The organism is Variovorax paradoxus, assembly GCA_016806145.1.
In the GTDB taxonomy this organism is placed as follows: domain Bacteria; phylum Pseudomonadota; class Gammaproteobacteria; order Burkholderiales; family Burkholderiaceae_C; genus Variovorax.
This window is the reverse complement of sequence record CP063167.1, coordinates 2,338,692-2,364,500: the sequence shown is the minus strand read 5'-3', so window position 1 is coordinate 2,364,500 and position 25,809 is coordinate 2,338,692. Positions and strand designations below refer to the sequence as shown.

The 25,809-nt window shown below is 68.4% G+C and carries 23 protein-coding genes and 1 pseudogene; 9 read left to right on the top strand and 15 right to left on the bottom strand.

Annotated elements, in window-relative coordinates:
* The first annotated feature begins 2 nt into the window (after window positions 1-2).
* From INQ48_42100 to INQ48_42090, 3 genes are read left to right on the top strand one after another with little or no spacing between them, the layout of a single operon-like run.
* Window positions 3-875: a LysR family transcriptional regulator gene (locus INQ48_42100; protein ID QRF61950.1), complete on the top strand. Its 873-nt coding sequence runs from the start codon at window positions 3-5 to the stop codon at window positions 873-875.
* A 48-nt stretch (window positions 876-923) separates the two neighbouring features.
* A complete protein-coding gene (locus INQ48_42095) occupies window positions 924-1,703 on the top strand; it encodes an aldolase (GenBank protein ID QRF61949.1) in 780 nt (259 codons plus the stop codon).
* A 56-nt stretch (window positions 1,704-1,759) separates the two neighbouring features.
* Entirely contained in the window at window positions 1,760-2,290 is a 531-nt protein-coding gene (locus INQ48_42090; protein QRF61948.1) for a helix-turn-helix transcriptional regulator, read from the top strand.
* A gap of 49 nt (window positions 2,291-2,339) precedes the next feature.
* Here the strand turns inward: INQ48_42090 and INQ48_42085 are convergent, their stop codons facing one another.
* The 5 genes from INQ48_42085 to INQ48_42065 are packed head-to-tail and all read right to left on the bottom strand — an operon-like array spanning window position 2,340 to window position 6,186.
* Window positions 2,340-2,651 carry a type II toxin-antitoxin system RelE/ParE family toxin gene (locus INQ48_42085; protein QRF61947.1) on the bottom strand — a complete coding sequence of 104 codons (312 nt, stop codon included), beginning with the start codon at window positions 2,649-2,651 and terminating at the stop codon, window positions 2,340-2,342.
* Complete coding sequence (locus INQ48_42080; protein ID QRF61946.1) at window positions 2,648-2,950, bottom strand: hypothetical protein; 303 nt, start codon at window positions 2,948-2,950, stop codon at window positions 2,648-2,650. The genes INQ48_42085 and INQ48_42080 overlap by 4 nt, the downstream gene beginning before the upstream one ends.
* 22 nt (window positions 2,951-2,972) lie before the next feature.
* Window positions 2,973-3,665 (bottom strand): alpha/beta hydrolase, encoded by a 693-nt coding sequence (locus tag INQ48_42075; GenBank protein ID QRF61945.1) that lies wholly within the window; start codon window positions 3,663-3,665, stop codon window positions 2,973-2,975.
* On the bottom strand, window positions 3,662-4,489 hold the full coding sequence (locus tag INQ48_42070) for a TatD family hydrolase (protein QRF61944.1): 828 nt from the start codon (window positions 4,487-4,489) through the stop codon (window positions 3,662-3,664). Before INQ48_42070 ends, INQ48_42075 begins: the two co-directional genes overlap by 4 nt.
* Window positions 4,490-4,548: 59 nt before the next feature.
* Entirely contained in the window at window positions 4,549-6,186 is a 1,638-nt protein-coding gene (locus tag INQ48_42065) for a tannase/feruloyl esterase family alpha/beta hydrolase (protein QRF61943.1), read from the bottom strand.
* A gap of 224 nt (window positions 6,187-6,410) precedes the next feature.
* On the opposite strand from INQ48_42065, the gene INQ48_42060 reads away from it, so the two are divergent.
* Window positions 6,411-7,043, top strand: coding sequence for a TetR family transcriptional regulator (locus tag INQ48_42060; protein ID QRF61942.1), 633 nt, complete (start codon window positions 6,411-6,413; stop codon window positions 7,041-7,043).
* A gap of 58 nt (window positions 7,044-7,101) precedes the next feature.
* Here INQ48_42060 and INQ48_42055 read toward each other — a convergent pair whose 3' ends face one another.
* Window positions 7,102-8,115 carry a tripartite tricarboxylate transporter substrate binding protein gene (locus INQ48_42055; protein ID QRF61941.1) on the bottom strand — a complete coding sequence of 338 codons (1,014 nt, stop codon included), beginning with the start codon at window positions 8,113-8,115 and terminating at the stop codon, window positions 7,102-7,104.
* A gap of 137 nt (window positions 8,116-8,252) precedes the next feature.
* Window positions 8,253-9,116 (bottom strand): annotated as a pseudogene (locus INQ48_42050) (helix-turn-helix transcriptional regulator).
* Between the two features lie 185 nt (window positions 9,117-9,301).
* Between INQ48_42050 and INQ48_42045 the strand changes: the two are divergent.
* The 4 genes from INQ48_42045 to INQ48_42030 all read left to right on the top strand — a co-directional run bounded on the left by INQ48_42045 (window position 9,302) and on the right by INQ48_42030 (window position 14,389).
* Entirely contained in the window at window positions 9,302-10,171 is an 870-nt protein-coding gene (locus tag INQ48_42045) for a fumarylacetoacetate hydrolase family protein (GenBank protein ID QRF61940.1), read from the top strand.
* A gap of 10 nt (window positions 10,172-10,181) precedes the next feature.
* Window positions 10,182-10,970 carry an alpha/beta hydrolase gene (locus INQ48_42040; protein QRF61939.1) on the top strand — a complete coding sequence of 263 codons (789 nt, stop codon included), beginning with the start codon at window positions 10,182-10,184 and terminating at the stop codon, window positions 10,968-10,970.
* Between the two features lie 61 nt (window positions 10,971-11,031).
* A complete protein-coding gene (locus INQ48_42035; GenBank protein ID QRF61938.1) occupies window positions 11,032-12,372 on the top strand; it encodes an amidohydrolase family protein in 1,341 nt (446 codons plus the stop codon).
* Window positions 12,373-12,538: 166 nt separating this feature from the next.
* Window positions 12,539-14,389, top strand: coding sequence for a response regulator (locus INQ48_42030; protein ID QRF61937.1), 1,851 nt, complete (start codon window positions 12,539-12,541; stop codon window positions 14,387-14,389).
* Here INQ48_42030 and INQ48_42025 read toward each other — a convergent pair.
* The 3 genes from INQ48_42025 to INQ48_42015 all read right to left on the bottom strand — a co-directional run bounded on the left by INQ48_42025 (window position 14,386) and on the right by INQ48_42015 (window position 17,878).
* Window positions 14,386-15,240, bottom strand: a complete 855-nt coding sequence (locus tag INQ48_42025; GenBank protein QRF61936.1) for a bifunctional 5,10-methylene-tetrahydrofolate dehydrogenase/5,10-methylene-tetrahydrofolate cyclohydrolase — start codon at window positions 15,238-15,240, stop codon at window positions 14,386-14,388. The two genes, INQ48_42030 and INQ48_42025, sit on opposite strands and share 4 nt — an antisense overlap.
* A 188-nt stretch (window positions 15,241-15,428) precedes the next feature.
* A complete protein-coding gene (locus INQ48_42020) occupies window positions 15,429-17,018 on the bottom strand; it encodes an AMP-binding protein (GenBank protein QRF61935.1) in 1,590 nt (529 codons plus the stop codon).
* 38 nt (window positions 17,019-17,056) lie between these two features.
* On the bottom strand, window positions 17,057-17,878 hold the full coding sequence (locus tag INQ48_42015; GenBank protein ID QRF61934.1) for an NAD(P)-dependent oxidoreductase: 822 nt from the start codon (window positions 17,876-17,878) through the stop codon (window positions 17,057-17,059).
* A gap of 613 nt (window positions 17,879-18,491) precedes the next feature.
* Between INQ48_42015 and INQ48_42010 the strand changes: the two genes are divergently transcribed.
* Window positions 18,492-19,247: a response regulator transcription factor gene (locus INQ48_42010; protein ID QRF61933.1), complete on the top strand. Its 756-nt coding sequence runs from the start codon at window positions 18,492-18,494 to the stop codon at window positions 19,245-19,247.
* 102 nt (window positions 19,248-19,349) lie between these two features.
* Here the strand turns inward: INQ48_42010 and INQ48_42005 are convergent, their stop codons facing one another.
* The 5 genes from INQ48_42005 to INQ48_41985 form a co-directional block, all read right to left on the bottom strand.
* Complete coding sequence (locus INQ48_42005) at window positions 19,350-20,357, bottom strand: type 1 fimbrial protein (GenBank protein QRF63199.1); 1,008 nt, start codon at window positions 20,355-20,357, stop codon at window positions 19,350-19,352.
* A gap of 38 nt (window positions 20,358-20,395) precedes the next feature.
* A complete protein-coding gene (locus tag INQ48_42000; protein QRF61932.1) occupies window positions 20,396-23,086 on the bottom strand; it encodes a fimbrial biogenesis outer membrane usher protein in 2,691 nt (896 codons plus the stop codon).
* 4 nt (window positions 23,087-23,090) lie between these two features.
* On the bottom strand, window positions 23,091-23,900 hold the full coding sequence (locus tag INQ48_41995) for a molecular chaperone (protein ID QRF61931.1): 810 nt from the start codon (window positions 23,898-23,900) through the stop codon (window positions 23,091-23,093).
* A gap of 184 nt (window positions 23,901-24,084) precedes the next feature.
* On the bottom strand, window positions 24,085-24,645 hold the full coding sequence (locus INQ48_41990) for a fimbrial protein (protein ID QRF61930.1): 561 nt from the start codon (window positions 24,643-24,645) through the stop codon (window positions 24,085-24,087).
* A 267-nt stretch (window positions 24,646-24,912) separates the two neighbouring features.
* On the bottom strand, window positions 24,913-25,794 hold the full coding sequence (locus INQ48_41985; protein ID QRF61929.1) for a PhzF family phenazine biosynthesis protein: 882 nt from the start codon (window positions 25,792-25,794) through the stop codon (window positions 24,913-24,915).
* Window positions 25,795-25,809 lie beyond the last annotated feature (15 nt).

The window sequence follows — 25,809 nt, the reverse complement described above, 5'->3', positions numbered from 1 at the left end:
GCGTGGATTCCCTCGACCGCCAGTTGCGGTACTTCCTCAAGATCGCGAGCCTGAAGTCGCTCTCGCGCGCCGCCGAGGCGCTGGACCAGACCCAGCCCGGCCTGAGCCGCCAGTTGGCGACGCTCGAGAGCTGCCTCGGCCAGCCGCTGTTCGTGCGCAACGGGCGCGGCGTGGAGCTGACGGAAGCGGGCCGCGGCCTGAAGGAGAAGACCGAGGCCGCCTACCGCAGCATCGACGCCGCGGTCGACTGCGTGCGCAAGCACGACGGCGTGTCGCAGGGCACGGTGCGGGTGGCGGCGGTCCATACCCTGAGCTACTACCTGCTCGGCGAGGTGGTGGCGCGCTTCTCGGCCGAATGCAGCGATGTCGCGCTGTCGCTGATGTGCCGCAGTTCGTCGGACGCGGCCGAGCTGGTGGAGAACGGCAAGGCCGACATCGGCCTGGTCTACGACACGGCCGTCGCCTCGCAGACGCTGGACACGCGGCCTCTGTTCGACGACGAGATGTGCCTGGTCGCCGCGCGCGACAGCGCCCATGGCGAAACCATCGACCTCACGGAGGAGCGGCCGCGGCTGGTGGCTTTTCCGGCCCACTATGCGCTGGGCAAGATGGTGCGCCAGGGCAGCTTGAAGCTGCCGATCGTCGCCGAGGCCGAGACCGTCGACAACCTGGTCCGGCTGGTCGCCGCCGGCATGGGTGCCTGCATCCTGCCGACCCGCATGCCCGACAAGCTGCTGCAGGACAACGACCTGCGCAAGGTTCGCATCGAACGGCCGCTGATGCGCCGCCGCGTGGTCGTGATCACGCGCGCGGGCAAGCCGCAATCGCCGCTGGTCCAGCGGCTGGTCGACATGGTGCTGGCGGCCGTGCCCTGAGCGCCGCGCCTCTTCCTTCCACCCACACAACTTCCTCTTCATCGAACCATGACCCCCGAACTCCGCAGCAAGGAATACTTCGACGAGCGCGCCACCCGCGAGATGGCGCAGCACCTCGCGGGCGCGCCGCGCACCATGAAACAGAGCCTGGCCTATGCCTGCCGCATCCTCGCGATGACCGGCCAGGAAGCCGGGCTCGCGGGCCAGATCAGCGCGCGCTCGGAACGCCCCGGCGCCTACTGGACGCTGCGCTTCGGCCTCGGCTTCGACGAAGCCACGCCCGAGGACTTCATCGAGGTCGACCAGGACCTCAACACCCTGACCGGCACCGGCATGCCCAACCCCGCCACGCGCTTCCACCTGTGGGTGTATCGCGCGCGGCCCGACGTCCAGTCGATCATCCACACCCACTCGCCCTGGGCCTCGGCGCTCGCGGCAGCGCGCCAGCCGCTGGTGATCTCGCAGATGGACATGACGCCGCTGCACGAGGACTGCGCCTTCCTGGGCGAGTGGCCGGGCGTTCCGATCGCCGACCAGGAGGGCGTGATCATCTCGGGCGCGCTCGGCAGCAAGCGCGCCATCGTGCTCGCGCACCACGGCTACCTCACGGCCGGCCAGACCATCGAGGAGGCGACCTACCTGTCGGTCTACCTCGAGCGCGCCGCGCGCATGCAGATCCGCGCCCAGGCCTTCGGCCCGCTGACGCCGGTGGACGACGTGCTCGCGCGCGAGGCGCACGACTACCTGCTCAAGCCCTCGATCGTCAACGCCACCTTCGACTACTGGTGCCGGCAGACGCGTGGCGCGCCCGCGCCGCTCGATTGTTGAGCCCCCGGGCCGCGCTGCGCCGACGCTAAGATCGACCGCATGGACACCACAGACACATGGCGCTGAATCTCAAGTTCCTGCGGGTGCAGAGCGGCCTCACGCTCGAGCAATTGGCCAGCGACTCCGGACTCACGCGCAGCTACCTGTCGAAGGTGGAGCGCGGCATCTCCAAGCCGTCCATCGAGTCGGCGCTGAAGATCGCGAGCGCGCTGGGTGTCACGGTCGAGAACCTGTTCGGCCGCTCCACCGTGGCCGATGCCGTGTCCATCGTGCGCGCGCCCGCGCCGTCGGAGGAGGAGGCCCGCACCTACATGTCGCTGGTCGCCGGCGTCAGCCAGGGCCGGCTGATGCGCGCCTTCGTGCTGCGCCCCGGCGAGCGCGCGGGCGGCCACAGCAAGATCATGAGCCACCACGACGGCGAGGAGATCCTCTACGTGCTGACCGGCCGCATCGAGCTGCAGATCGGCAACCGCAAGGAGATGCTCAACGTGGGCGACTGCGTGCAGTTCGACTCCACCATCGCGCACAAGCTGCGTTCGGTCGATGGGGAGGATGCGTCGGTGCTGGTGGTGATCGTCGCGAAGTAGCTTCGCGCCATGCTTTCCCGAGGGAGGAACCGTCCTTCATCGCGAAGGCTCAGTGGTAGTCATCCTCGCGCTGATGCCGAATCGCGGACACCACGATGTCCTGCTCGCTCACGATATGGAACAAGGCGACATATCCGGACGCGCCGAATGGAATCACCAGTTCGCGTTCGAGCCGGTCGTCATGGGCGATCCTGCATGTGAATGGATTCGATTCCAGGATTCGAAACTCGTGGCGAATCGCGTTCAATGCGCGGTCTGGCAGGCCCCAGTCGCCATGCTTGATCGCCAGTTCGAGGAGAAAACCTTCGAGGCGCTGCAGATCCTCGAGCGCTTCGCGCGTGAAGCTGACGAGGTATTTCACGGGCGCCGTTTGCCGACGCCACCCTGTGCTCGCTGCGCCGCGGTGCGCGCGGTCTCGAGGCGAGACTTCATCGCGTCGAACACGTCATTGGCCGAGTAGTACTCGCCGGACGCGCGCGCCTTGGCCAGCGAAGAACGTCCGCGGGTCACGAATTCCTGCTGGGCCTGGCGGCGCCGCGCTGCGTCGATCGCGGCCTTCTCGACGAAGTTCGACAGGGTCTCGCCATCGAGCAGAACGCTTTCGATCTGCTCTCGAACCGATGCCAGAACCCGAACCGGAGGAAGCTGAGCCGTTTTCATGTCGAGCATTGTAGTGCAAATGCTATGCAAGAACTCCATCCAGCAACCAGGCCTGCATCCACACCGCCACCGCATCGAGCATCTGCTCGATCACCTGCGCGTCCGTCAGGCCCGATTTCTTCGGCACGTGAAAGCCATGGTCGGCCGCCGCGTATTCGTCGACGCTCGCCCAGTCACCGAGCGAGTCGACGACCTGCGCGAAGCAGGGCGGTTCGGCGAGCTTGTCCTGCGCGCCATGCACGAACAGCATCGGCACGTCGACCTCGTGCAGGTGCGCCGCGCGATCGATCGAGGGCTTGCCGGCCGCATGCAGCGGAAAGCCGAGAAAGACCAGCCCGGTCACCTCGGGCAGCAGGCCCAGCGCCTGGGCCTGCGAGGTCATGCGCCCGCCGAAGGACTTGCCGCCCGCGAACAGGGGCAGTCCCTGGAAATGCGTGGCAGCGCTGGCCACGGCCGCGCGCACCGTGGCGTGCGCGAGCGGCGGCGCATCGGGCCGCTTCGAGCCGCGTTCCATGTAGGGGAACTGGTAGCGCAGGCAGGCGATGCGGCGTTCGGCGAGGCCGCGCGCCACGGTCTCCATGAACGCGTGCGTCATGCCCGCGCCCGCGCCGTGCGCGAGCACCAGGGCGAAGCGCGCATCGTCGGCCGCGTCGATCAGGCCCGACACGCGCAACTCGGCATCGACCTCGATCGTGATCTTCGTCGACGTGCTCATGCGGCGACCTCCACGGGCGGAAGCCCGAACAGCCGCCGGCTGTTGGCGCTGCAGGCCACGATGACCTCGGCGACATCGCGTTCGAGCAGTTCGGCCACGCCCGCGGCAACCCAAGGCAGGTACGCCGGTTCGTTGGGCTTGCCGCGCAGGCCCGCGTTCTTCGGCAGCAGATAGGGCGCATCGGTTTCGAGGTGCAGCCGGTCCAGCGGAATGGCCGGGATGGCCGCGCGCAGGGCCTGGCCGCGTTGCAGGTCGGTCACCCAGCCCGTGATGCCGATGTCGAGGCCCATCGCGAGAAAGGCCTCGGCTTCGGCGCGGTCGCCGGTGAAGCAGTGGACCACGCCATGCGCGCCATCGGCCACCACGGGCGCGAGCATGTCGTGGAAATCGGCGAAGGCATCGCGGCAGTGCAGGAACAGCGGCTTGCCGGTCCGCGCGGCCATCGAGAGCTGCCGGTCGAAGGCCGCGCGCTGCGCCTCGGGCGTCGAGAAGTTGCGGTTGTAGTCGAGGCCGCATTCGCCGACCGCCACGACCTCGGGGCAGCGCCACAGTTCGGCCAGCTGCTCGAAGGTGGCGGCGTCGAAGGACTTCGCGTCATGCGGATGCACGCCCGCGGTCGCGAAGACCACGCCCCGATGCGCCCGCGCCAGCTCGAGCGCGCGCAGGCTCGAGGCGAGCGAGGTGCCCGTGGCGAGGATCTGCGCCACGCCCGCGGCCCTGGCGCGCGCCAGCAGCGGCGCGGTCATCGACGCCAGCTGGCTCGAATGGAAGTTGACGCCGATGTCGACGAGGGAAGGGGAGGCGGCTCGTGCTTCGATGCTCATGCATCGATGGTACGAGAACACCGCGCAGGCACGCGGTGCCGGTGCGCCGCCGCCGAAGCTCAGCTGCAGCTGTAGCTGGCCGCCGCGTTCACGTCGCCCGAGCCCCTGTACTTCGGGTACTTGGGGTACTGGCAGGCCGGCATGCTGCGGGCCGTGCCGCCGCTCGTGAAGTTGTAGGTCAGCTGCGTGGGCGCGTCGGCGTTCTCCACCCAGCCCATGATGGCCGAGGCCCAGTCCACTTCCTGCAGGCTGCCGCCGGCGCCATGCCCGCCGCCGGGAACGATGAAGAAGCGCGTGGCGCTGTTCGGGTCGGCCAGTCCCATCGACTTCGCGATGCCCGTCATGGTGGTCCAGTTGCGGTAGTGGTCGTTCGGCGACAGCAGCGCGTCGCTGCCGGCATGCCAGGAGATCAGCTTGCGGCCCGAGGCCACGTAGCTCGCGATGGCGGCCTTGTCGTGGTCGGCACCGATGCGCGCCAGGCCCGCGCCGAGCATGTAGTAGTCGGTCTCGAGCTGGAAGCCCGCCTGCCTGGCCGGCGTGAGCCAGGCCGGATCGCCGCTCGCGAGCAGCGCGAAGCCGCCGCCGAGTCCGCCCCAGCCGAGGCCGAGGCCGTTGCCCCACGAATAGCCCGAGAGCACGGTCGAGCCGTTCGAGAGCTTGAGCGGCGACAGGAAGGACTGGAGCGTGCCCACCTGCGCGGCGCTCAGGCAGAGGGCCGGATCGGTGCTCGCGCCCGCCACGCCACACTGCAGCACGGCCGGATCGAAGCTGCAGGCCTGTGGGTTGCCGATCAGGCCGTCGCTGGCGCCGTCGAGCGCATCGCAGGCCGCGAGCGCGGCCGCATGGGCCGCGCCGGTCTGCGCGGGGCTCAGCGCCGCGGGCGTGCCGGTCAGCGAGGCCGCGCGCAGCCAGGCGCTGGTCTGGCCCGCCATGTCCATGGTCTCGCAGCCCGAGACGATGCCGTCGAAGTCCTGCGGCCAGCGCTGCGCGGCGATGTAGGCGTTGCGTCCGCCGTTGGAGCAGCCGTTGAAGTAGCTGTGCGTCGGTGCCTTGCCGAAGAAGGCCTGCGCGACGGCCTTGCCGAAGCGCAGCGTGGTGCCCACCGCGGCATAGGCGTAGTCGGTCGCCGATTGCTGGCCCTCGGCCGTGCCGCTGGCCCAGACGGCGGGCGCGGCCTGCGCGGGCACGCTCGCACGGTTGCCGCCATTCGAGGCCGCGTACACCGCGCCCTTGAGTGCGAGCGTCGGGTCGACCGCCGTCACGGCGCCGCCGCCGTCCCTGGTCACTGCCGAGGCGATGCGTCCATCGAAGCCAGCGCCACCTTGTTGCCAATAGCGGCCGGTCCAGTTGTCGGGCACGTCGATCTCGATGTCGAGGAAGGGTGCGCGCGTGCCCAGCACCTGGCAGAAGCCCGAGGCATTGACCGCCGTCCTGGCTTCGAAGCGCGCGGTCTGCGTGACCGTGACGCCCGCCAGCACCTGCCCCTTGAGACCGCTGCAGGTGCTCTTGAGCTGCTCGGCACTGGGGCCCGACGGACCCGCGGGCGGCGGCGCGGCCGGCGCGGGCGCGGGTGCCGGGATCGGGAGGAAGCCGCTGCCGCCACCGCCGCCACCGCCGCAGCCTTGCAGGGCCAGGCCGGCGGCCATCAGCAGGCCCGCCGACAGCAGGGCACGGTTCACACACTTCTCGTCGCGCATGGTTGTCTCCGATATTTCATGGGTGCCGGATGGCCGGCGGTTCTGTCTCGATGGCTTCGCGCTTCGGTCGATGCGGACATCGACTAAAAAACCAACCGACCGGTCGGTTTGGAAGCCGCGCAAGGCTAACGCAATGGCACGGACACGGGCAAGCGGCGAAGGCTCGGGACTAACCCCTAAGATCGCGGACCGCGTGGTCTCGCGCGCAGCCCTCTTCGCCATCCATGACCGTTGACACCGCTTCCTCCCGCCACGGCGACCAGCGCAGCCTGATCGCCAGGGCCGCCGCCGAGCTGTTCGCCCGCAAGGGCTATGCGGCCACGTCGATGAACGAGATCGCCGAGGCCAGCGGCCTGTCCAAGCCCGGCCTCTACCACCACTTCAAGGACAAGGCGCAGGTGCTGCTGCACATCGCCGACGGCCATGTGTCGCGCCTGGTCGACATCGTCACGGGCGTGGAAGCGCTGCAGCTCGCGCCCGACGAGCGGCTGCCCGAGCTGATCGAGGCCTTCATGGCCGAGTACGCCGAGGCGCAGCACGAGCACCGCGTGCTCACCGAGGACGTGCGCTTCCTCGATCCCGAGGCGCAGGCGCGCGTGCTCGACAAGGAGCGCACGGTGGTGCGCGTGTTCGCCGACGCCATCGCCGCCACGCGCCCCGACCTGCACGCATCGCAGCTGCACAAGCTGCTGACGATGTTCCTGTTCGGCATGCTCAACTGGATGTTCACCTGGTTCAAGCCCGGAGGACGCTTCTCCTACGAGCAGATGGCGCCGATCGCGACGCAGCTGTTCCTCAACGGCATCACGGGTCTGGAGATCGCGCCGAAGAAGAAGCCGAAGGCGCGCAAGGCGTGATCGGCCGATCGACCTATCGCGCGCATCTTCGCCATGGATCGCGCGCAGGCCGAACCGCTCAATCGAGCTTGATGCGGCCGCTCGCGAGCAGCGCGCGGTGGCGCGCGATCTCGGTGGCGATGGTGCGCTGCATCTCCACGGGATCGCCCGACGCGGGCTCGAAGCCTTGCGCGACCAGAGACTGGCGCAACTTCGGGCTGGCCAGCGCGCGCTGCCAGGCCTGGAGTACCTCGCGCCGTGCCGCCGCCGGCGTGCCGGCGGGCAGCACCAGCCCGACCCAGGAGTGGTACTGGTAGTTGCGCAAGGCCGGCACGCCGGTGTCGGCGTAGCTCGGCACCTCGGGCAGCATCGCCCAGCGTTGCGAAGAGGTGGCCGCCAGCGCGCGCACGCGGCCGCTCCGCACGAGCGGGACGATGGGCGCGGTGGCATAGAGCATCAGGTCCACTTCGCCGCCCGCCAGCGCATTCATCGCCTGCGCCTCGCCCTTGTAGGGGATGTGCCGCGCCTCGATGCCGAGCGTGCGCAGCAGCTCCTCGCTCTGCAGGTGCAGACTGGTGCCGATGCCGAAGGAGCCATAGGTCAGCTCGCCCGGATGCGCCTTCGCATGCCGCACCAGCTCGGCCATGTCGGCCACCGGCAGGTCGGCGCGCACCGCCACCACGCCGGCATTGGCCGCCACGATGCCCAGCGCATCGAAGTCCTTCAGCGGGTCATAGCCGGGCGCCTTGTCGAGCACCGGGTTGACCGAGGCGATGGAGGGCGAGACCGCGATCAGCGTGCGGCCGTCGCGCGCTGCGCGCAGGGCCGCCTGCACGCCGATCTTGCCGGCCGCGCCCAGGCGGTTGTCGACCAGCACGGGATGGCCGAGAGCGGCCGCGAGTTCGGGGGCGAGCAGCCGCGCGACGCGGTCGATGGGGCCACCGGGCGGCGCGGGCACGACGATGGTGGAGACCTGCGGCGCGGCGGCGCAGGCCGTGCCGAACAGCAGGCCGGCCGCGAGCAGCAGGGCCGTGCGGCGCCTCGCGGTCGGCCGAGGTGCAGGGGGTTCCTGCGGCTTGTCTCTTCTTGTCATGCGGGCATCGTAGGCATGCACCGCCATATTTAGAAATACATTTTCGAGTCACGTTTTCATATCCTGTGGATATGGCCGCGATCGTGCCGAGATCCCTGCTCGCCTTCATCTTCCGGCGCATCGTCGGATGAAGAAAGACTCTGTCCCTCGCGCGGAATGCCTGTCACGGTAACGGGAGAAGGCGCACGCGTGGCCCGCTTGAAGATCGATGGCGAAATCCCCGTGTGCTCCTTGAAGAAGCGCGAGAAGTTTCCTGGCGCCGAAAAGCCCAGGTCGAGCGCAACGTCCGTGAGTTCGCCACCTTCGCTGACGCGCCGCATCGCTTCCTCGACGCGCACGCCGCTCCAGAACACCTGCGGCGTCGTGTGCAGCTGGTCGCGGAACAGCGCGAAGAAGTGCGCGCGCGACAAGCCGACCTTGGCAGCGATCTCGTCGATGGTCGTTTTCTCCGAGACGTGCGCGCGCATATGGGCGATGGCGGCCCGAAGGCGATGGTCGAGCGTGACGTCGAGGCCCGCCGCGACGGAAAGAGCCTCGCCGCCCGTCCTGGAGGCCGCGATGGCGGCTTCCAGCAAGCGCTCCACCTCCTTGTCGACCTGGTCGCGTCCGCTGCCGGCGGAGATCATCAGGTCCAGCACGCGCCAGCATGAGCGGCGCAGCGCATCGCCGATGGGCACTCGCGGCGAGGGAAAGCGAAAGCTGCGGTCCTTCGCCTGGCCGAGCTCGTCGAGCCACTCCTTCTTGATCATGAAGACGATGAACAGGCTCGATCCGCTGTCGTCCAGGCGAACCATGTCGTGCGCCTCGAACGCGTTCACGCCCAACGCCACGCTCTCGCTGTAGGGCACGGTTTGCGCACCGACATGCGCGCAGGCGCGCGCCCCGCCCAGCCAAAGGGCGAGCTGCGTTTCCGAGTGCGCGTGCGACACCAGATTGGCGCTCGCCTCCAGGACGATCGCCGTGCCGAACGCGCCTTCGTGAAGTGCATAGGCTTCCTGCATCTGTCTGCTTCATCGAGGTGGTTTGCGGCGATTGTTCCTTCCCGGCTCCGCGACCGGCACCGTGCCTCGGGTAAGTCCTTAGGAGGGCACCAGACGATTTGATACGTCGCCGGATCGACCGATAAGCGGCGTGGGCCCGCAATTCCTAAAGTTGCCGCATCGCCACAACACAGGAGCAAAGCTTCATGCGAATCGCCACTTTCACGAGCGAAGGCCACCGCAAGGTCGGGCTCGTCTCCGTCGACGGGAAGACCATTACCCCGCTGCAACTCACGCAGGTCCAGGCCGACAGCGGCGTGCTGACGCTGATCCAAGCCCTCGCCGAAGGTGGATCGCTCCCGGAGCCGGCCGGCCCCGCGGTCGACCTGGGCGAGGTGGTGCTCGATGCGCCGCTGCCCAAGCCTCGCCGCAACCTCTGGTGCGTGGGTCGCAACTACCATGCGCACGCCAAGGAACTGGCTGCCTCGGTGTTCAAGGACAACACGACCAGGACCGACGAGTGGCCCATCGTCTTCACCAAGGTGCCCGAGTGCGTCGTGGGCCCGCATGACGACGTGCTCGTTCCTGCCGAGATCTCCACGCAGATCGACTACGAAGCCGAACTGGCCGTCGTGATCGGCAAGGGCGGCAAGAACATCACGCGCGCCGCCGCGACGTCGCATGTGTTCGGCTACACGGTCGTCAACGACGTGACCGCGCGCGATGTGCAGATGCGCCACGGCCAGTGGGACCTGGGCAAGTCTTTCGACACCTTCTGCCCGATGGGCCCGTGGATCGTCACCGCCGACGAGTTCGACGGCACAAGGACGCGCGTGCGCTGCTGGGTCAATGGCGAATTGCGCCAGGACGGTCCGACCGAGAACATGATCTTCGACATTCCCACGCTGATCGAGACCATCTCGCGCGGCATCACGCTCTACCCCGGCGACGTCATCGCGACCGGTACGCCGGCCGGCGTGGGCATGGGCATGAGTCCGCCGCGTTACCTGCGCGCCGGCGACGTGGTGCGCGTGGAGATCGACCGGCTCGGCGCCATCGAGAACAAGTTCGTCTGAAGGGCTGCGCATGACGACTCGAGTTCTGAACGACCTGGCCGTCGAGATCGACGGCACCGGCGACGCGCTGCTGTGCATCCACGGGCTCGGCGGCTCCTCGAACAACTGGACGCCCCTGTTGCCGGTGCTCCGCGGTTTTCGTTGCATCAGGCCCGATCTTCCAGGAAGCGCGAGGTCACCGCTGCCGCAAGACGGCAAGGCGCTGTCGATCGAGCGCTACGTGGACGCGATGGTGGGGCTGCTCTCGGCGCTCGACATCGGATCGGTCCATGTCATGGCCCACTCGATGGGCACGATCGTCGCTCAACACCTGGCGCTTCGCCGTCCCGGCACGGTGAAATCGCTGGTGCTCTTCGGCCCGCTGGCCGAGCCTCCCGATGCCGCCCGCCCCAACATCGCAGCCCGTGCCGACGCGGCGCGAGGCGGTGTGGCCGCCATGCAGGAGATCGCCGATGCCATCGTGAAAGGCGCGACGAGCACGTCGACGAAGGAACAGCGGCCGGCGGTGCTCGCACTGGTGCGGGAGAGCGTGATGCGCCAGTCGCCCGAGGGTTATGCGCAAAGCTGCGCGGCGCTCGCCGATGCGCAGTCGGCCGCGCTCGAACGCCTGGATGTGCCCACCCTGCTGGTCACCGGCGATCAGGATGGCGTGGCGCCGCCGCACAACGTCCGCGCCATGCAGGAGCGCATCGCGGGCAGCCGCGTCGTCGTGCTCGACGGATGCGGCCACTGGACGACCTTCGAACAACCGCAGCGCTGCGCACGAGAAATCGACGCCTTCTACACGGCACTGCGCTGAAACGGCGCCAGGCGCCATTCGACAACCCCATGGCCGGCAGCGCATGCCGGAGGAGACAACGATGACCCGTATTGCATTCACCAACGTTCGCATCTTCGACGGCTCGGGCGAGGACCCGTACGCCGGCGACCTTCTCGTGGAGGGAAAGCGCATCGTCGAGGTGGCGCGCTTCCCCCAGCGAGTGAGCACCGATGACGCGCGCGTGATCGATGGCAAGGGCCGCTTTCTCATGCCGGGAATGACCGAGGCTCATACGCATTTCTCGTGGAACGACCAGCCGTCCCTCGCGGCCATCCAGTTCATGCCGCCCGAGGAGCACATGCTTTGGTGCGTGCGCGTGGCCAAGCGCTACCTCGACATGGGGTGGACCTCCGCGATCGGCGCCGCAGCGGCCAAGCCGCGGCTGGACGTGGTCTTGCGCAACGCCATCGACGCGGGCGAGTTCCCCGGCCCGCGCTACCTGGCCGGCAGCCAGGAGATCACCACCATCGGCGCGCTGGGCGACAACACGCTGCCGCACATGAAGTTCGAAGAACTCAGTTTCGGCAGTGTCTGCAGCGGTCCCGAGGAGATCCGCAAGTCGGCCCGCACCTTCATCAAGTACGGCGTGGACCACCTGAAGATCAATCTGTCGGGTGAGTACATCGCCGGCCTGCCCGCGGAGATGTCGCCGTTCGCCGAAGACGAGGTCGCCATGCTGGCGCAGGAAGCCAAGCGCTATGGCAAGCGCATGGCCGCGCATGCGCGCTCCAGCGAGTCGGTCAAGCAGTGCGTGCGCCACGGCATCGAGATGGTCTACCACGCCAGCTTTGCCGATTCGGAAGCGCTTGACATGCTCGAGGCGGCCAGGGACCGGCACTTCGTCGCACCGGGCATCGGCTGGCTCATTCGCACGACCTACAACGCGGCCGAGTACGGCATCACGGAGGCGGTCGCCACGCAGATGGGCTACAAGCGCGAACTGGAGATCGCATCGGCGTCGCTGCGCGAGATGCACAAGCGCGGCATTCGCATCCTGCCGGGCGGCGACTATGGATTCGCGTGGATGCCGCACGGCACCAATGCCAACGACCTCCAGTACTTCGTCGACTACATCGGCATGACACCCAAGGAGGCACTGATGGCTGCGACGCGGCTGGGCGGACAGATCATGCTGCGGCCCGACGAACTGGGGCGCTTGAAGGCCGGCTTTCTCGCCGACATCGTCCTGGTGGACGGTGACCCGCTGCAAGACCTGTCGCTGCTGACGGACCCGGCCAAGGTGCAACTGGTGATGAAGGATGGCGTAATTCACAAGGACTGCGCAACCCCGGTACCGCCGCACGCGGCCCTGCACCTCGACGGCGGCGACACGCCATTGCAGGAACAGGGCGTCAAGGAGGCGCTGGCCGAGATGCACTGAGGTCGGCTGGCGATCCGTGCCAGGGTCAGGAACGCCTCGCTGTTCGGCTCGGCCGTGATGAGCCGGCGTGCTTCCTCGATTGCGTTCATGGAGGAGCGGCAAGGGTCGGGCGAGCACCGCGCCTCCGGCGGCCGGACGCGCTGGAACGGCCCTTACACTGCCGCCCATGCGTACGCCCGGCGCCACCTCCACCCCGTCGGGCCCCGTGCCCGGGCCCGCCGACTCCCACGCGCAACTGGTCCGCGAACGCCTGCTGCGGCGCATGTTCGTGATGGGACCGCCCACGGTGTTGACGGCACTGGCTTCGGCGATCGCGATGGCCGGCGTGTTCTTCTGGATGACGCGCGGCTTCGGCGCGCTGGCATGGGGCGTCGCGATCTGCACGCTGCTGTGCCTGCGGCTGGTGTTCATGCGCTGGAACGCGCGCCTCTACCCCGAGCCCGAGTTCACGCTGCGCCAGCCCGAGGGCGCGTGGCGCTTCATGCTGCCGCTGGGCGCCTACATGTCGATGTGGACGCTGGCGCCCTGGGCGCTGATGCCGCCGGGCACCGAGTCGCCGATGCGCATCCTGATCCTGCTGCTGGGCATGTTCGCGGTGCTCATGGGCTCGGTGCCGGTGATCGCCACCTGGCGCGCGATGGTGCCCGTGGTCACGATTCCGCTCACGCTGGGGGTGGTCACGCGCTTCGCCTGGATGGGCGGCACCGATGGCTGGTTCACCTGCGTGGTCGGGCTGCTGTTCGGCGGCTCGATGGCGCGCTATGCGCTGTCGCAGCACCAGCTGATCCGGCGCAGCCTGTCGGACCAGATCGACAAGGAACTGCTGAGCGAGCAGCTGCTGCGCCAGTCCTTCGAACTGCAGCGGCTCAACCGCGAGCGCAGCCGCTTCTTCGCCTCGGCCAGCCACGACCTGCGCCAGCCGGTGCATGCGCTGGCGCTGTTCTCGCGCTCGCTGGAGCGCGACCTCGCCGACCATCCGCTGGCCCCCGTGGCCAGCCGCGTGGTGCAGGCCACCGACGCGGTGAGCGGCCTGCTCAACGCGATGCTCGACATCTCGAAGATCGACGCGGGCACGGTGGTGCCGCAGCCGGTGCGGATGGCGGTGGACCCGCTGTTCCTGCGGCTGTCGCAGATCTTCGAGCCGCGCACCCAGCAGGCGGGCCTCGCGCTGCGTTTCCACACCGCGCCCGAATGGCTGCAGACCGATGGCGACCTGCTGCTGCGCGTGCTGACCAACTTCGTCGACAACGCGCTCAAGTACACGCGTGAGGGCGGCATCCTCGTGAGCGCGCGGCCGCGCGGGGACCGCCTGCGGCTGGCCGTGTGGGACACCGGCCTGGGCATCGCGCCCGAGCACCTGCCCCATGTGTTCGACGAGTTCTACCAGGTCGACAACCCGCAGCGCGATGTCGCGCGCGGCCTGGGCATCGGGCTGGCCATCGTCAAGCGGCTGGTGGACCTGCTCGGCGGCGAGATCGGCGTGCGCTCGCGGCTCGGCCGCGGCAGCGTGTTCTGGGTCGACCTGCCGCGCCGCCCGCCCGTGCCCAGCGCCTTGCCCGCCGCGCCCGCGGCCGTGCCCGATACCGCGCAGGCCGACACCACCGAGCTGCCGCTGGTGCCGCCGCGCGTGCTGCTGCTCGACGACGAGCAGCCGGTGGGCGAGGCGGTGCGCATGTGGCTCGCGCCCTACTGCGAGCGCATCGAGATCACGAACCGGCTCGCCGAAGCCAGCGCGCAGGTGCGCGCCACGCCCGACGGCTTCGACGCCTTCCTCATCGACTTCCGGCTCGCCGATCCGCAGGACGGCATCGAGGCCACCGCGGAACTGCGCCGGCTCGCCGGCCGCCGCGTGCCCACGATCCTGGTCACGGGCGATACCGATCCCGAGCGCGTGCGCGCGGCCTATGCCAGCGGGCTGGTCGTGATGTTCAAGCCGGTGCAGCCGGAGGTGCTGTTGCGGACGCTGCACCAGATCATTCGCGGAGAGCAGGACGAGCGCGGCGAGCGGCACGGCTAGGCTGCACGCTCCGCCGCCTCCAGCGTCTGCGAGATCAGCGTCGAGATCGTCATCGGCCCCACGCCGCCCGGCACCGGCGTGAGCGCCGCGCAGCGCTCGAACAGTCCCTTGGTCTCGATGTCGCCGACGCCACCCTCGTGGTAGCCGGCATCGATGACGATGGCGCCGTCGCGGATCCAGTCGCCGCGGATGAAGCGCGGCCGGCCGACGGCGCCGACGATGACCTCCGCGCGCCGCACCTCGTCGGCGAGGTTCGCGGTCTTCGAGTGGCACACGGTCACCGTCGCATCGGCGTTCAGCAGCATCATCGCCAGCGGCTTGCCGAGGATCGGGCTGCGGCCGACGACCACCGCGCGCTTGCCGGCGAGGCCGATGCCGTAGTGCGCGAGCAGCCGCATGATGCCCGCGGGCGTCGCCGAGCCGAAGGCGGGCTGGCCCAATGCCATCCGGCCGAAGCCGTGGCTGGTGACGCCGTCCACGTCCTTGCGGATCGCGATGCGGTCGAAGCACTGCCGCTCGTCCACCTGCGCGGGAACGGGATGCTGCAGCAGGATGCCATGCACCTGTTCGTCGGCGTTCAGTGCATCGATCTCGCGCAGCACGTCCGCGGTGGTCGCGCGCGCATCGAGCGTCACGACGCGCGAGTCCATGCCGACGCGGCGGCAGGCATTGCCCTTCATTCGCACGTAGGTCGCGGACGAGGGATCGTCGCCGACCAGGAGGGTGGCGAGGATGGGGGTGCGTTCGCCGGTCCTCGCCTTCAGTGCTAAGACCCGCTGTCGCAGCGCCTCCTCGTTCGCGGTGGCGACCGACTTGCCGTCGAGCAGGATGCAGGGCGTCGGGGCGGTCATCGCGCACCTCCCAGGCGGAGGGGCGAAAGCCGTGGACGGGAAGGGATGCGCCGGTACGGCGCGGGCATGCGGACACTCATCGTCGGAACTCCTGAAAAGACGACAGACATGCCCAGGCGATCGGCGTGACGATGGCCGCGCTCCCCGATGGTGCTCCATCCGTTCGCCAGTTGCGCGGCGGCTCCATCTTAGCGAAGCGCGGCGTCCGGCGCGAACAGTTCCAGGTGCCCGCTGCGCAGCTGGAACTTCTGCACCTTGCCCGTCGGCGTCATCGGCAGCGCGTCGACGAAGCGGATCGACTTCGGCACCTCGAAGCGGCCCAGGCGCTCGCGGCAGAAGGCCAGCAGTTCGTCCTCGCCGCAGGCTTCGGCGGCGGGGCGCCGCACCACGAAGGCCGCGACCGCCTCGCCCCAGTGCGGATGCGGCAGGCCCACCACGGCCGCGGCGCCCACCGCGGGATGGGCCAGCAGCACCGCCTCGAGCTTGATGCTCGAGACGTTCTCGCCGCCCGACTTGATCATGTCCTTCTTGCGGTCGAGGAACAGCATCTGCCCGTCGGCCTCGAACATGCCGATGTCGCCCGTGTGGTGCCAGCCGAAGCGGCGCGCCGCGGCCGTCGCCTCGGGGTCCTTGAGGTAGCCGAGGAAGACGTTGGGACCGCGATGGACGATCTCGCCGATCTCGCCCGGCCCGAGCAGCCGGCCGTCGTCGTCCATCACCGCGGTCTCGACGCCCGCCACCGACATGCCCCAGCAGTTGCCGTCCTTGCTGGGATGGTCGCTCGCGCGGTAGACCATGGTCGGCGGGTACATCTCGGTCTGGCCGGTGCCCAGGCGCACGTCGGCGCACATCTCGCTGCGGATCTGCGCGAGCAGGTTCTTCGGTATCGGCGCCAGGCCGTACATGCACAGGCGCAGCGACGACAGATCGGTGGCGGGGCGCTGCGGATGCTTCATCAGCGCGTCGTACATCATCGGCAGGCACGACAGCCAGCTGATGCGCTCGCGTTCGATCGCCGCCAGCATGGCCGCGGGATCGAAGCCGCTGGCCAGCCAGATCGTGGCGCCGGTCAGCAGCGCGCCCATGCTGATGGTGTGCTGCGCGCAATGGAACAGCGGCAGCACCGAGCCGACCACGTCGTGCTCGGTGGCCTCGAAGCTCTGCGCGCAGCTCAGCAGCGCGCCGTGCACCGAGCGGTGCGAATGCATCACGCCCTTCTGCTTGCCGGTGGTGCCGCTGGTGTACATGATCAGCGCGAGCTCGTCGTCGCCGCCCGGCGCGCCCAGCGGCTGGGCGGGCGCGCGCGAGGCCAGTGCGTCGAAGGGCAGGGTGCCCTCTGGCGCGGGTTGCGTGCCGCCGATCACCACCGTCAGCAGGCCCAGGCGCTCGATCAGCGCGCGCAGCGCGGGCATGGCGAGCAGCGGCGCATCGATGAAGACGGCGCCGACCTCGGCATGGCTCAGCACGTGCTCGATCGCGGCCGCATCGAGCTGCACGTTGACCGGCACCCAGACATTGCCGGACTTGTGGATGGCCTGGATCGCGCTCAGGTGCTCGATCGAGTTGAGGCACAGGGTCGCGATGCAGTGGCCCGTGAACCCCTGGTCGCGCAGCGCCTCGCCGACGCGCTCGCTGCCCGCGTCGAGTTCGGCGAAGCTGATGCGCCGCTCGCCCTGGATCACGGCGGTCTTGTCGGGATGGCGGCGGGCGCCGCGGCGCACGATGTCGGCGAGGGACACGCGCGCGATGGCCGCGCGTTCGGGGTCGATGGTCTGCATGCGAGGGTCTCCTGAAGGGGGGCGAAGCGAAGAGGGGGTCACGGTTCCACGAAGAAGTCGATCAGCGGCTCGACGCCCGGCGTCACGAGGTAGGGCCCGAAGTCGGTGACGCCGGCCTCGCGCAGCACCTGCTCGTCGAGCAGCAGCTGGCCCGTGAGTTCGCGGCTCGGCCGGGTCAGGATGTGCCAGGCGGCATCGGCCATCACGGCCGGCACGCGCGCCTGGCCCGCCACCTCGGGCGCCGCGATGCGCAGCGCGCTGGTGGCGATCACGGTGCGCGGCCACAGCGAGTTGCTCGCGATGCCGCGTTCGCGCAGTTCCTCGGCCAGGCCGCGGCTCAGCATGCTCATCGCGTACTTCGAGGTGGTGTAGGCCGCATGGCGCGCGAACCACTTGGGGTTCAGGTCCAGCGGCGGCGACAGCGTCAGGATGTGCGGATTGGCCGCCTTCTCGAGATGCGGCAGGCAGGCCTGCGCGCAGAGGTAGCTGCCGCGCGCATTGATCTCGAACATCAGGTCGTAGCGCTTCATCGGCGTGCGCTCCACCGTCTCGAGGTGGATCGCGCTGGCGTTGTTGACCAGGATGTCGATGCCGCCGAAGCGCGCCACGGCGGCATCGACGGCGGCGCGGACCTGGGTCTCGTCGCGCACGTCGACCACCACCGCGAGCGCCTGGCCGCCGGCCGCGACGATCTCCTCGGCGGCGCTGTGGATGGTGCCCGGCAGGCGTGGATCGGCCGTCGCCGTCTTGGCCGCCACCACGATGTTGGCGCCGTCGCGCGCGGCCCGCAGCGCGATGGCCTTGCCGATGCCGCGGCTCGCGCCGGTGACGAAAAGGGTCTTGGATTCGAGGGAAGGCATGCACGCTCCGGAGTCGCGATCGTCGATCGCGGGATGCGCAGGCTATGCGCGCCGGGCGGGGCGGCGCTTGCGCGGACTGGCTGGCGTGGCGGCGTGCGGCAACTCAGCCAATCGACGCAAGACGCGACAGGCCGCGCGTCATCGGTCTCGAGACCGGCGGTCGATTCCAACAAGTTATCAACTCATTCTCGACTCGAAGCATTTGCAAATGCTCTTCGCGCGAATCAGAGCAAAATTTAAATAAACCCCTTAATTTCACATGCATTCGTACGCTCGCAATTGTTAATATAGATTCAGCAAATTAGCTTTTGAAAGAATATAATTTCCCTCATATCCGTCACTTATATAGTTCATAATCCCAAGAAATCCACAAAATCCTTATCCGGAGCTCACCCCGTCCAGACTCAAGATTGATAATGCATTGCGATGGAAATGAGTATTCGCACTCATTTTTAAATTTCATTTTTCATAAACATACAAAGCGGCCGAAGCCGCCGGGGCAGGGGATGAGGGAATCAGCAGCAAGACCAGGTGAGGACGCATGTCGCGGGCCCGCCGACCTGCCGAGCGCACGTGGCGAGCGCTCCACGCGAACCGTGGAGGGCCGGGCGCCATGACGTCGAGCAAGAACACGAATCCGTCGGCGTTCCAATCCATTTCCTCCCTGGCCTTGATCTTCGGCGACGAGCACGAGCGCGGTCCCTTGCGCACCGCGCTGGATTCGCAGGGTTTCACCTCGGCCGCCTTCGATTCGGTGCAGGCCCTGTGGGATTCGATCTCCCTGGGGCGTCGCTACGATGCCCTGGTCGCGTGCGCGGACAAGGCATGGAACCAGCGGCGCTGGGCCAGCTTGCGCGGCGTTGTGAAGCTGCCCGTTCTGGTCGTCATATCGCGCGACGCGATGAACGTGGCCTCCACCTTCAACGACGAACCGCTCAACAGCGAACGCGTCGAGTTCGTCACCGCGCCCGTCAATGGCGCGGAGCTGTCGATGCGACTGCAGCTGCTGCAATCGCGAAAGCTGGCGCCGGTCGATCTGCCGGCCGAGGAGGACCTGGTCTGCGGCGGCTACTACTTCAAGCGATTGCGGCGCATCGTGATGGTCGATGGCGAAGAGGTTCGCCTGCAGCCGCGCGAGTTCGACATCGCGCTCATCCTGTTCGAGAACCTCGGCAAGGTCATCACCCGCGAAGAGATCGAGACCCGGCTTTTCGATCGGCTCGCCAATCCCGGCTCGCGCGTGCTCGACGTGCACATGACCCGCCTGCGCAAGAAGCTCGAACTCGGGCCGCACAGGGGAGTTCAGCTGCTCACGATCTACGGGATCGGCTATCGCCTGGTCGTGCTGGGCTCGACGTTCACTTCGTAGCGCCCGGGGCGCCGCTGCATCGCCGCTGCCGTCAGCGCGAAAGCGGCGCGCGGGCAGACGCCCCCCGAAGGCGCGCTGCCCGTGCGAAGAGCGCCGGCGATCTCAGCGGTATTGGAGCGTGAAGGTCGCGGTGCCGTCGGCGCGGCCCGGCCGCATCCTCGCGGCGGTCTGGTAGTAGCGGGCCGTGTAGGGCACGTCGTAGCTGCCGTTCTTCATCGGTCCGACCTGCATGCCCTCGCCGAAGCGCACCGGTTGGGCATCGCCACCCAGGAGCTGGATGCCCACGCCCGTCGCGGTGCCCGCGCCGCGCTGCGTGATCCTCAGCACTCCCTGCCGGTTCGACGGGTCCTGGGTCGCGTCCATGCGCAGGTCCACCCATTTCTGCAGGTTCGGATTCGCCTGGCACTGGAGCTTGATGCTGAACCTTCGATCGCCCGTCGTGGAGTCCATCCCCTTGAAGTTGCTGAGCGACACACGCCCGAATTCCACCGGGATGTTGCGCGAGCCCGCATCGACGGAGCACGACGGCGTGATGATCGTGATGCCGTTGACATCCCCCGAGAGAATGGTCGTCAGCGCCGACCAGTAAGGCTCGCCGTCGCCGTAGTAGCGGGTGTAGGTTCCGCCTGCCAGCGAGCCGTTGCCGGTGATGTTGGCCGTCTTGATCAATTCCACCTGGAACCACGTGCCTGCCACCAGTTGGCCGATGCCGTTGGGGGTGGGGTAGGCATGCGGGTAGTAGCTGATCGAGGGACCGTCGACGCGCGACAGCCGGATGCCGACGCCCTGCACGTTCGTCGAGTAGACGTTGTAGTAGCCCGCTACCGGTGAGCCTTGCAGGATCGGCCCGTAGATGTAGCCGCCGCCGCGACAGTTGAACATGCGCTCAGCCTGGCCGCGAATGTTGAGCGGGAAGTTCTGGCTCTTGATGAGGCCCCCGACGGCAAGTCCGTCGGGGACATAGACCTGTCCCATGTTCATATAGACGACGTGTTCGTACGCGCCCGGATAACGCACGCACGCCGCCCATGCGCCCTGCATGCCCGCCAGCCACAGCGTGGCTACGGGGAGCACGGCATGGAGCACGAGGCGCGCCGCCTTCCACACCATGGCGGCCGCTCGATGGACGGATCGACGATGCCAGTTTCTCATTCTGTTTTCCTCTCGGCGTTGATGTCCGCGTCGCACTGCCCCGCGATCTCGCGGATCGGCGGCGGACTGGTTACTTCGGGCAGCGCATACGACACGTTGCATCGGTCGCCGGTGCGACGGCCCCAGATCACGGTCAGCGTCCCGGCCGGCTCGGCCCCGCTGACGAAGGCCTGGCCATCGGGACCGACGATGCCCAGCTCCTGGCCCGTTTCGTTCTCGATGCGCGAACCGAAGGGCATGGGCTCCCCGTTGCCCCTCGTCAGCGTCAGCATCAGCCGATGGCCCACCGCGGTCTCGAAGGTCGCGCGCACCACGGCGCCGCGCGTGGGCACCACCTCGGTCGCGGCGTTGCGGACTTCCACCGTGTCGCCGAGGTCCTGCGTGCGCACGGCCAGGCGGTTGATCCGATAGGGCGACAGGTTGGAGACGACCGCGATGCCCGCGCCATCGGTCGCCACGCCGGGTTGCGATTCGATGCCCACGCCCGGTGCCTTGGGCAGATGCACCAGGGCAATGGTGTCGCCCAGCGGTTGCGCCAGCGTCAAGCCACCGCCATGCAGCAGCAGCCCGCCCGCCATGCCGAAGTTCGCCTGCCGATGGCTGGCGCTCTGCGAGATCCCGCCCTCGAAACGGCCGATCCGAGACAGGTAGCTGAGGCTCGCATGGCTGGTCGACCCCTGCGCGTGAATGCGGTTTCCCGACAGGTTGTAGGTGAGACTGGCGTCCTCGAGCGCGGTGCCGAACACGCTGGCCTGGTGGCTGGTGCCGCCGCCGCGCTCGTGCGATACCGTGTACTGGACGCTGGCCGCGGAGCCGCCGAGCGGAATGCTCAGCGTGAACATGATCTGGTCGTTCGGCGCGCGGCCCTGGCTGGTGCTGCGGTTGTAGTGGATGCTGTAGCCGAACTGCCTGTAGTTGCCCGAGTAGCCCATCTGCACCAGGCTGTCCTTGGCACCGGTTCCCCAGTAGCTTTGCTGGCGCGCCGAGGCGAACACCGAGCCCCGGTCGCCGAGCCGCTGCGACAGCTCCAGCCGCAGTTCGTTGCGGCGGTTGTGGAGGCGCTCCAGCGGATCCAGCCCCTGCATGTCCGAGGCCTCCTGGAAGGTGCGGTAGCCGCTGGTGGAATAGCGATAGCCCGCCACGCGCACGGTGGTGCCCGCATCGAAGGCCTTGGCATACAGGAAGCGCACCGATTGGCCGTTGTAGCGTTGCTCGGTCGAAAACGGCGTCGGCACCGAGGCGCGCGCGACCGACAGGTCGGCGGACACGGCACCGAAGGCGCGCATGTTCTTGCCCACGCCCGCCATCGCCGACAGGTAGCGCCCCGAGGCGATCAGCCCGCCGTAGACGCTGTAGCCGTTGCCCAGGCCGTGTGCCACCGTGCCTTGCGCGAAGGCCGGTTCGGCACGCGCCGGTCGCCGCCAGCCCGGGAACGACAGCGGATCGCCAGCGCGGAATTCCCGGGAAGAGAAGGAGACGCTCCCGCCGCGGGCGCCGCGGTACTTGCCGAGCGTGGCCGAGTAGCGCCAGGTGCCTTCGCGCAGCAGCGTGGGCACCGCGGAGAACGCCTGGATGTACCGGGTCTCGCGGCCGTCGGCCTCGACGATGCTCACCTCGAGATCGCCGTTCGATGCCGTGGGATAGAGGTCGTCGATCACGAAGGCACCCGGCGCCACGAAGGTGCTGTAGATGGTGTAGCCGTTCTGCCTCACCGTCACGCGCGCATGGGTCTGCGCGATCCCGCGGATGGTCGGGGCGTAGCCCTGCTGGCTGTCGGGCAGCATCGATTCGTTGGTGGCGAGTTGCACGCCGCGAAACGCAATGCTGTCGAACAGGTTACCGGGCGTGCTGCCATCGCCGATCAGCAGTTGCGCCTGCAGCGGCACCAGGTCGCGCTGGGCATAGGTGTTGACGGCCTGCCATCGGCCCGCGCCGTCGATGCCGCGGTTGTAGGTCGAGAAATGACGAAAGCGCCAGTCGCCGAGGTTGAAGCCGCCGCGCAGGCCGACGAACAGGGTGTCGCGCCGCGGCTGCCGGTCGGGTCCCGGAAAGGGGGCGCCGTCGAACGCGCTGCGCTGCGCGGCGAAGGGATCGGAGCTGCGACGGTAGGCGTCGCCGCCGTAGCGGGCGACGGTGACCTGGTAGTCGAGCATCCCGGCCGTGATGCCCCTGTCCCACATGCCGGGGTCCACGGCCCCGCGCGCCGAGCGCTTCATCGCCGCCTGCGGGATGTCGATGCGCAGGTGCATCTTGTCGACGTCGTAGCCGAAGGAGGCCTCGGGAATGGCCGCGCCCAGATCGACGCAGGCATCGTCGGCCAACGCCATCAAGGCCGGGAACACCGCCACGTTGACGCCCCATGCGTCGAGCATGGCGCGCGTGAGGCAGGGCTCGGCGTCGTTCCTGTCCTGCCTGGCGTCGAACCGGATCGTGGCCTGCCCGGCGCGTCGCTCGTTGAGCGAGACGTCGACGGTGTACGAGCCGGGCAGCACGCGATTGCCGAAGGCGAAGAGCGAGAGGTCGGCGTTCTGCTGGTCGCCACCGACGCCGAGGAAGCTCGGATTGAAGGACGACGCGGCGAACTGCTGCGCGATGGCGGGAGCGCCCCACGCGCCGAGCGCGGCGGCGCACAGGCCGAGGCGAAAGGGCACGCATGCGCGCACCCGCAACGGATGAGTGCGTGTCATGGTCTCAGCGCTGTGCACCGCCGCTCGATGAAGCCTCGGTCGCGAGAGCCGGCCGGGCCTTCAAGGGCACGGGCTCGGCGCCCGCGGGCACCTCGACGAACTCCTCGGGCGATTCGCTGCCGTAGTCGTTGATCGTGGTGAAGTTGATCTGCACGGCCTGCGGCGCCCTCAGCGTCTTGATTGGAAAGCTCAGCTCGCCGAACGGCGGCACCATGCCCGCGTCGAGTTCCTCCTGGTCCTTGCGCTCGGGGCCCTGGCCCTGGTTGACCGTCAGCTTCAGCAGGGTGATGTGGAAGGCGCTCGCATTGCCGACCTTGAGCACCGCGCCCTGGCCCTGCGCCGGTGCGCTCACCGCCCACTTGAGCAGCGCGCGTGCCTCCGTGGGCGAGCCCGGCAGTCCCGCGGGCCGGTAGAACAGCTTGAGCCGGCTGCGTATCGCCACCTGCAGCACGTTCTCCTGATTCGGCGTCTGGGGAATCTCCTTGACGTTGAGCCAGAACGCCGACTCGCGATCGGCCGGAAGCTCGCCGCCCACACGCATGATGCGCAGCAGGTTCTCCTTGCCGGGATCGAGCCGCGACAGCGGCGGCGTGACGACCAGCGGGGTCTTGCCAGCGCCCTCGCCGGCATCGACCCAGGCCTGGACCACATAGGGCGAGGTCCCGATGTTCTTCATCGGCAGGGAGGTTTCGCGCTGCTTCTCGTGGAGGATCACGCGCGTGCCGGACAGCATCACGCTGGCGCTCGCTGCTCCCTGCAGGCAAAGCAGCGCCAGGATGCCGAGCGCCCGCCGAATTCGTTCATTGCTGCACATATCTGTTCCTTGGCGCGATCCACGTCGACGACGCGCGCGCAAGCACTCCGACGCGCCGGCAGCGGCGCCTCGAAGAAAAAGGTTCAACGGAAGGCGAAGGCGCGAAAACAGCGCGGCATTGCACCGCGGGACAGCGCGCCGATGACGGCATGAGGCCGCGAGGGCCTCATGCCGCGGTACCTAATTAGTTATAGGCCACCGTGAATTGCGCGGTGCCATTGGCCGGGCCCGACTTGAGCACGGGATCGGCCGGGGAACCGCCCGTCAGCGGCAAGGTCGAGACATAGCGCGCCTGGAATTGCAGCTTGTTCGTGCCTTGGGCCAGGGCGTATTCGCGCGAGGCCGAGCCCAGCGCAATCTTCTGGCCTTCCCAGTCGCCGATCTGGATGCCCACGCCCTGCGCGGCCGGCGTTCCGGTGCCGGAGCCATCGATCGCCACCAGATCCACGTTGCGGCTGTCGGCCGTGCCCGAGAAGGTCACTTTGGCCTTGTTGCTGCCCGCGGGGCAATCCGCCAGGTTCAGGGTGAACTTGGCCGGAGTCGAACCCGTTCCCACGGTGGGAAACGCGGTGCGGCTCACCTTGCCCAGCGGCACCGTCAGGTTCTGGCTGTCGGGCGTCAGCGAGCAGATGCTGTCCGTGATCTCGCCGGTGAAGTTGATCTGGCCATCGGCGGCCAGGGCTGCCTGCGACACGGCGGCGATGGTTGCGATCGCGGCAAAGCGAGAGATGATTTTTTTCGACATTGTTTACCTTAAGAATGAAAACAGGAAATTGCCTGCAAAGCCAATTGCAGGCAGCCGGGATCCTATTCATTCATTCTCATTTATTGGCTGCATCGGAAAACAAAGCCGGGCAATACGATTAATTATCCAAGTCAATCCTTATAATCATTAGCTGGCACTAATTCAATTAAAAATAAGATCCGCTGCTTGAAAATTTTCAGGCGCGTGTTCCGCAATGCATCATCGACGCAGGACGCGCCAATCCGCTGGGCGGCGCACCAGGCAGGGCTACAGCGCGAGCGTGCCCTCCACGCAGCTGACGCAGGCACCGCCGACGCGCACCTTGCCGAGGCCATCCACGCGCACCTTCACGCGCCCGTCGCGCCCCACGCAGCGCCCCTGCGCCGCCACGTAGGCGATGCCTTCCGGCGGCAGCAGGCCGCGTTCCCACTGGAAGGCCGCGGCGCTGGCGTTGCCGCTGCCGCAGACCGGGTCTTCCTCGACCCCGCTCGAAGGCGCGAAGGCCCGGACCTCCATCGCCACGTCGCCTTGCGGATAGCGGCCGTACACGATGAGGCCGGTGACGCCCAGGCGGCGCTCGAGGGCCGCGAGCCGCGCGAAATCGGGCCGCAGGTCGATCACCGTGGCCGCATCGGCCAGTGGCAGCACGATCCAGCGCGGACCCACGTCCACGATGGCCGGCGCGGCCTCGGGGTTCGGCTGGCGGCCCAGGATGTGCCCGAGCTCCGCGAGGTCCTCGGCCGGCAGCGGCGCCAGCTGCGCGGAGGGCAGGGCGAAGGCCAGCTCGCGGCCCTCGGAGCCGTCCTCCACCGTCACGTCGACGAGGCCGACGCCGCATTGCTGTACCAGCCGGCCGCCATCGCGCAGCGTGCCGCGTCCGGCCTCGAGGAAGGCATGCGCGCTGCCCAGGGTCGGATGGCCCGCGAAAGGCAGCTCGTTGCGCGGCGTGAAGATGCGCAGGCGATAGTCCGCCTCGGGCACGGTGGGCGACAGCACGAAGGTGGTCTCCGAGAGGTTGGTCCAGCGCGCGATGGCCTGCATGGCCTCGGTGTCGAGGCCGTCGGCGTCGAACACCACGGCCACCGGGTTGCCGGCCAGCGGCCTGGAGGTGAAGACGTCGACCACGGTGTAGCGATGGGGTTGTTTCATGCGGGGCTCCAGGGG

Excerpts from the sequence above, each read along its gene's own strand:
- INQ48_42095 (QRF61949.1), top strand. The coding sequence starts at position 924 with ATGACCCCCGAACTCCGCAGCAAGGAATACTTCGACGAGCGCGCCACC.
- INQ48_42090 (QRF61948.1), top strand. The coding sequence starts at position 1,760 with ATGGCGCTGAATCTCAAGTTCCTGCGGGTGCAGAGCGGCCTCACGCTC.
- INQ48_42080 (QRF61946.1), bottom strand. The coding sequence starts at position 2,950 with ATGAAAACGGCTCAGCTTCCTCCGGTTCGGGTTCTGGCATCGGTTCGA.
- INQ48_42075 (QRF61945.1), bottom strand. The coding sequence starts at position 3,665 with ATGAGCACGTCGACGAAGATCACGATCGAGGTCGATGCCGAGTTGCGC.
- INQ48_42070 (QRF61944.1), bottom strand. The coding sequence starts at position 4,489 with ATGAGCATCGAAGCACGAGCCGCCTCCCCTTCCCTCGTCGACATCGGC.
- INQ48_42065 (QRF61943.1), bottom strand. The coding sequence starts at position 6,186 with ATGCGCGACGAGAAGTGTGTGAACCGTGCCCTGCTGTCGGCGGGCCTG.
- INQ48_42060 (QRF61942.1), top strand. The coding sequence starts at position 6,411 with ATGACCGTTGACACCGCTTCCTCCCGCCACGGCGACCAGCGCAGCCTG.
- INQ48_42055 (QRF61941.1), bottom strand. The coding sequence starts at position 8,115 with ATGACAAGAAGAGACAAGCCGCAGGAACCCCCTGCACCTCGGCCGACC.
- INQ48_42045 (QRF61940.1), top strand. The coding sequence starts at position 9,302 with ATGCGAATCGCCACTTTCACGAGCGAAGGCCACCGCAAGGTCGGGCTC.
- INQ48_42040 (QRF61939.1), top strand. The coding sequence starts at position 10,182 with ATGACGACTCGAGTTCTGAACGACCTGGCCGTCGAGATCGACGGCACC.
- INQ48_42035 (QRF61938.1), top strand. The coding sequence starts at position 11,032 with ATGACCCGTATTGCATTCACCAACGTTCGCATCTTCGACGGCTCGGGC.
- INQ48_42030 (QRF61937.1), top strand. The coding sequence starts at position 12,539 with ATGCGTACGCCCGGCGCCACCTCCACCCCGTCGGGCCCCGTGCCCGGG.
- INQ48_42025 (QRF61936.1), bottom strand. The coding sequence starts at position 15,240 with ATGACCGCCCCGACGCCCTGCATCCTGCTCGACGGCAAGTCGGTCGCC.
- INQ48_42020 (QRF61935.1), bottom strand. The coding sequence starts at position 17,018 with ATGCAGACCATCGACCCCGAACGCGCGGCCATCGCGCGCGTGTCCCTC.
- INQ48_42015 (QRF61934.1), bottom strand. The coding sequence starts at position 17,878 with ATGCCTTCCCTCGAATCCAAGACCCTTTTCGTCACCGGCGCGAGCCGC.
- INQ48_42010 (QRF61933.1), top strand. The coding sequence starts at position 18,492 with ATGACGTCGAGCAAGAACACGAATCCGTCGGCGTTCCAATCCATTTCC.
- INQ48_42005 (QRF63199.1), bottom strand. The coding sequence starts at position 20,357 with ATGGTGTGGAAGGCGGCGCGCCTCGTGCTCCATGCCGTGCTCCCCGTA.
- INQ48_42000 (QRF61932.1), bottom strand. The coding sequence starts at position 23,086 with ATGACACGCACTCATCCGTTGCGGGTGCGCGCATGCGTGCCCTTTCGC.
- INQ48_41995 (QRF61931.1), bottom strand. The coding sequence starts at position 23,900 with ATGTGCAGCAATGAACGAATTCGGCGGGCGCTCGGCATCCTGGCGCTG.
- INQ48_41990 (QRF61930.1), bottom strand. The coding sequence starts at position 24,645 with ATGTCGAAAAAAATCATCTCTCGCTTTGCCGCGATCGCAACCATCGCC.
- INQ48_41985 (QRF61929.1), bottom strand. The coding sequence starts at position 25,794 with ATGAAACAACCCCATCGCTACACCGTGGTCGACGTCTTCACCTCCAGG.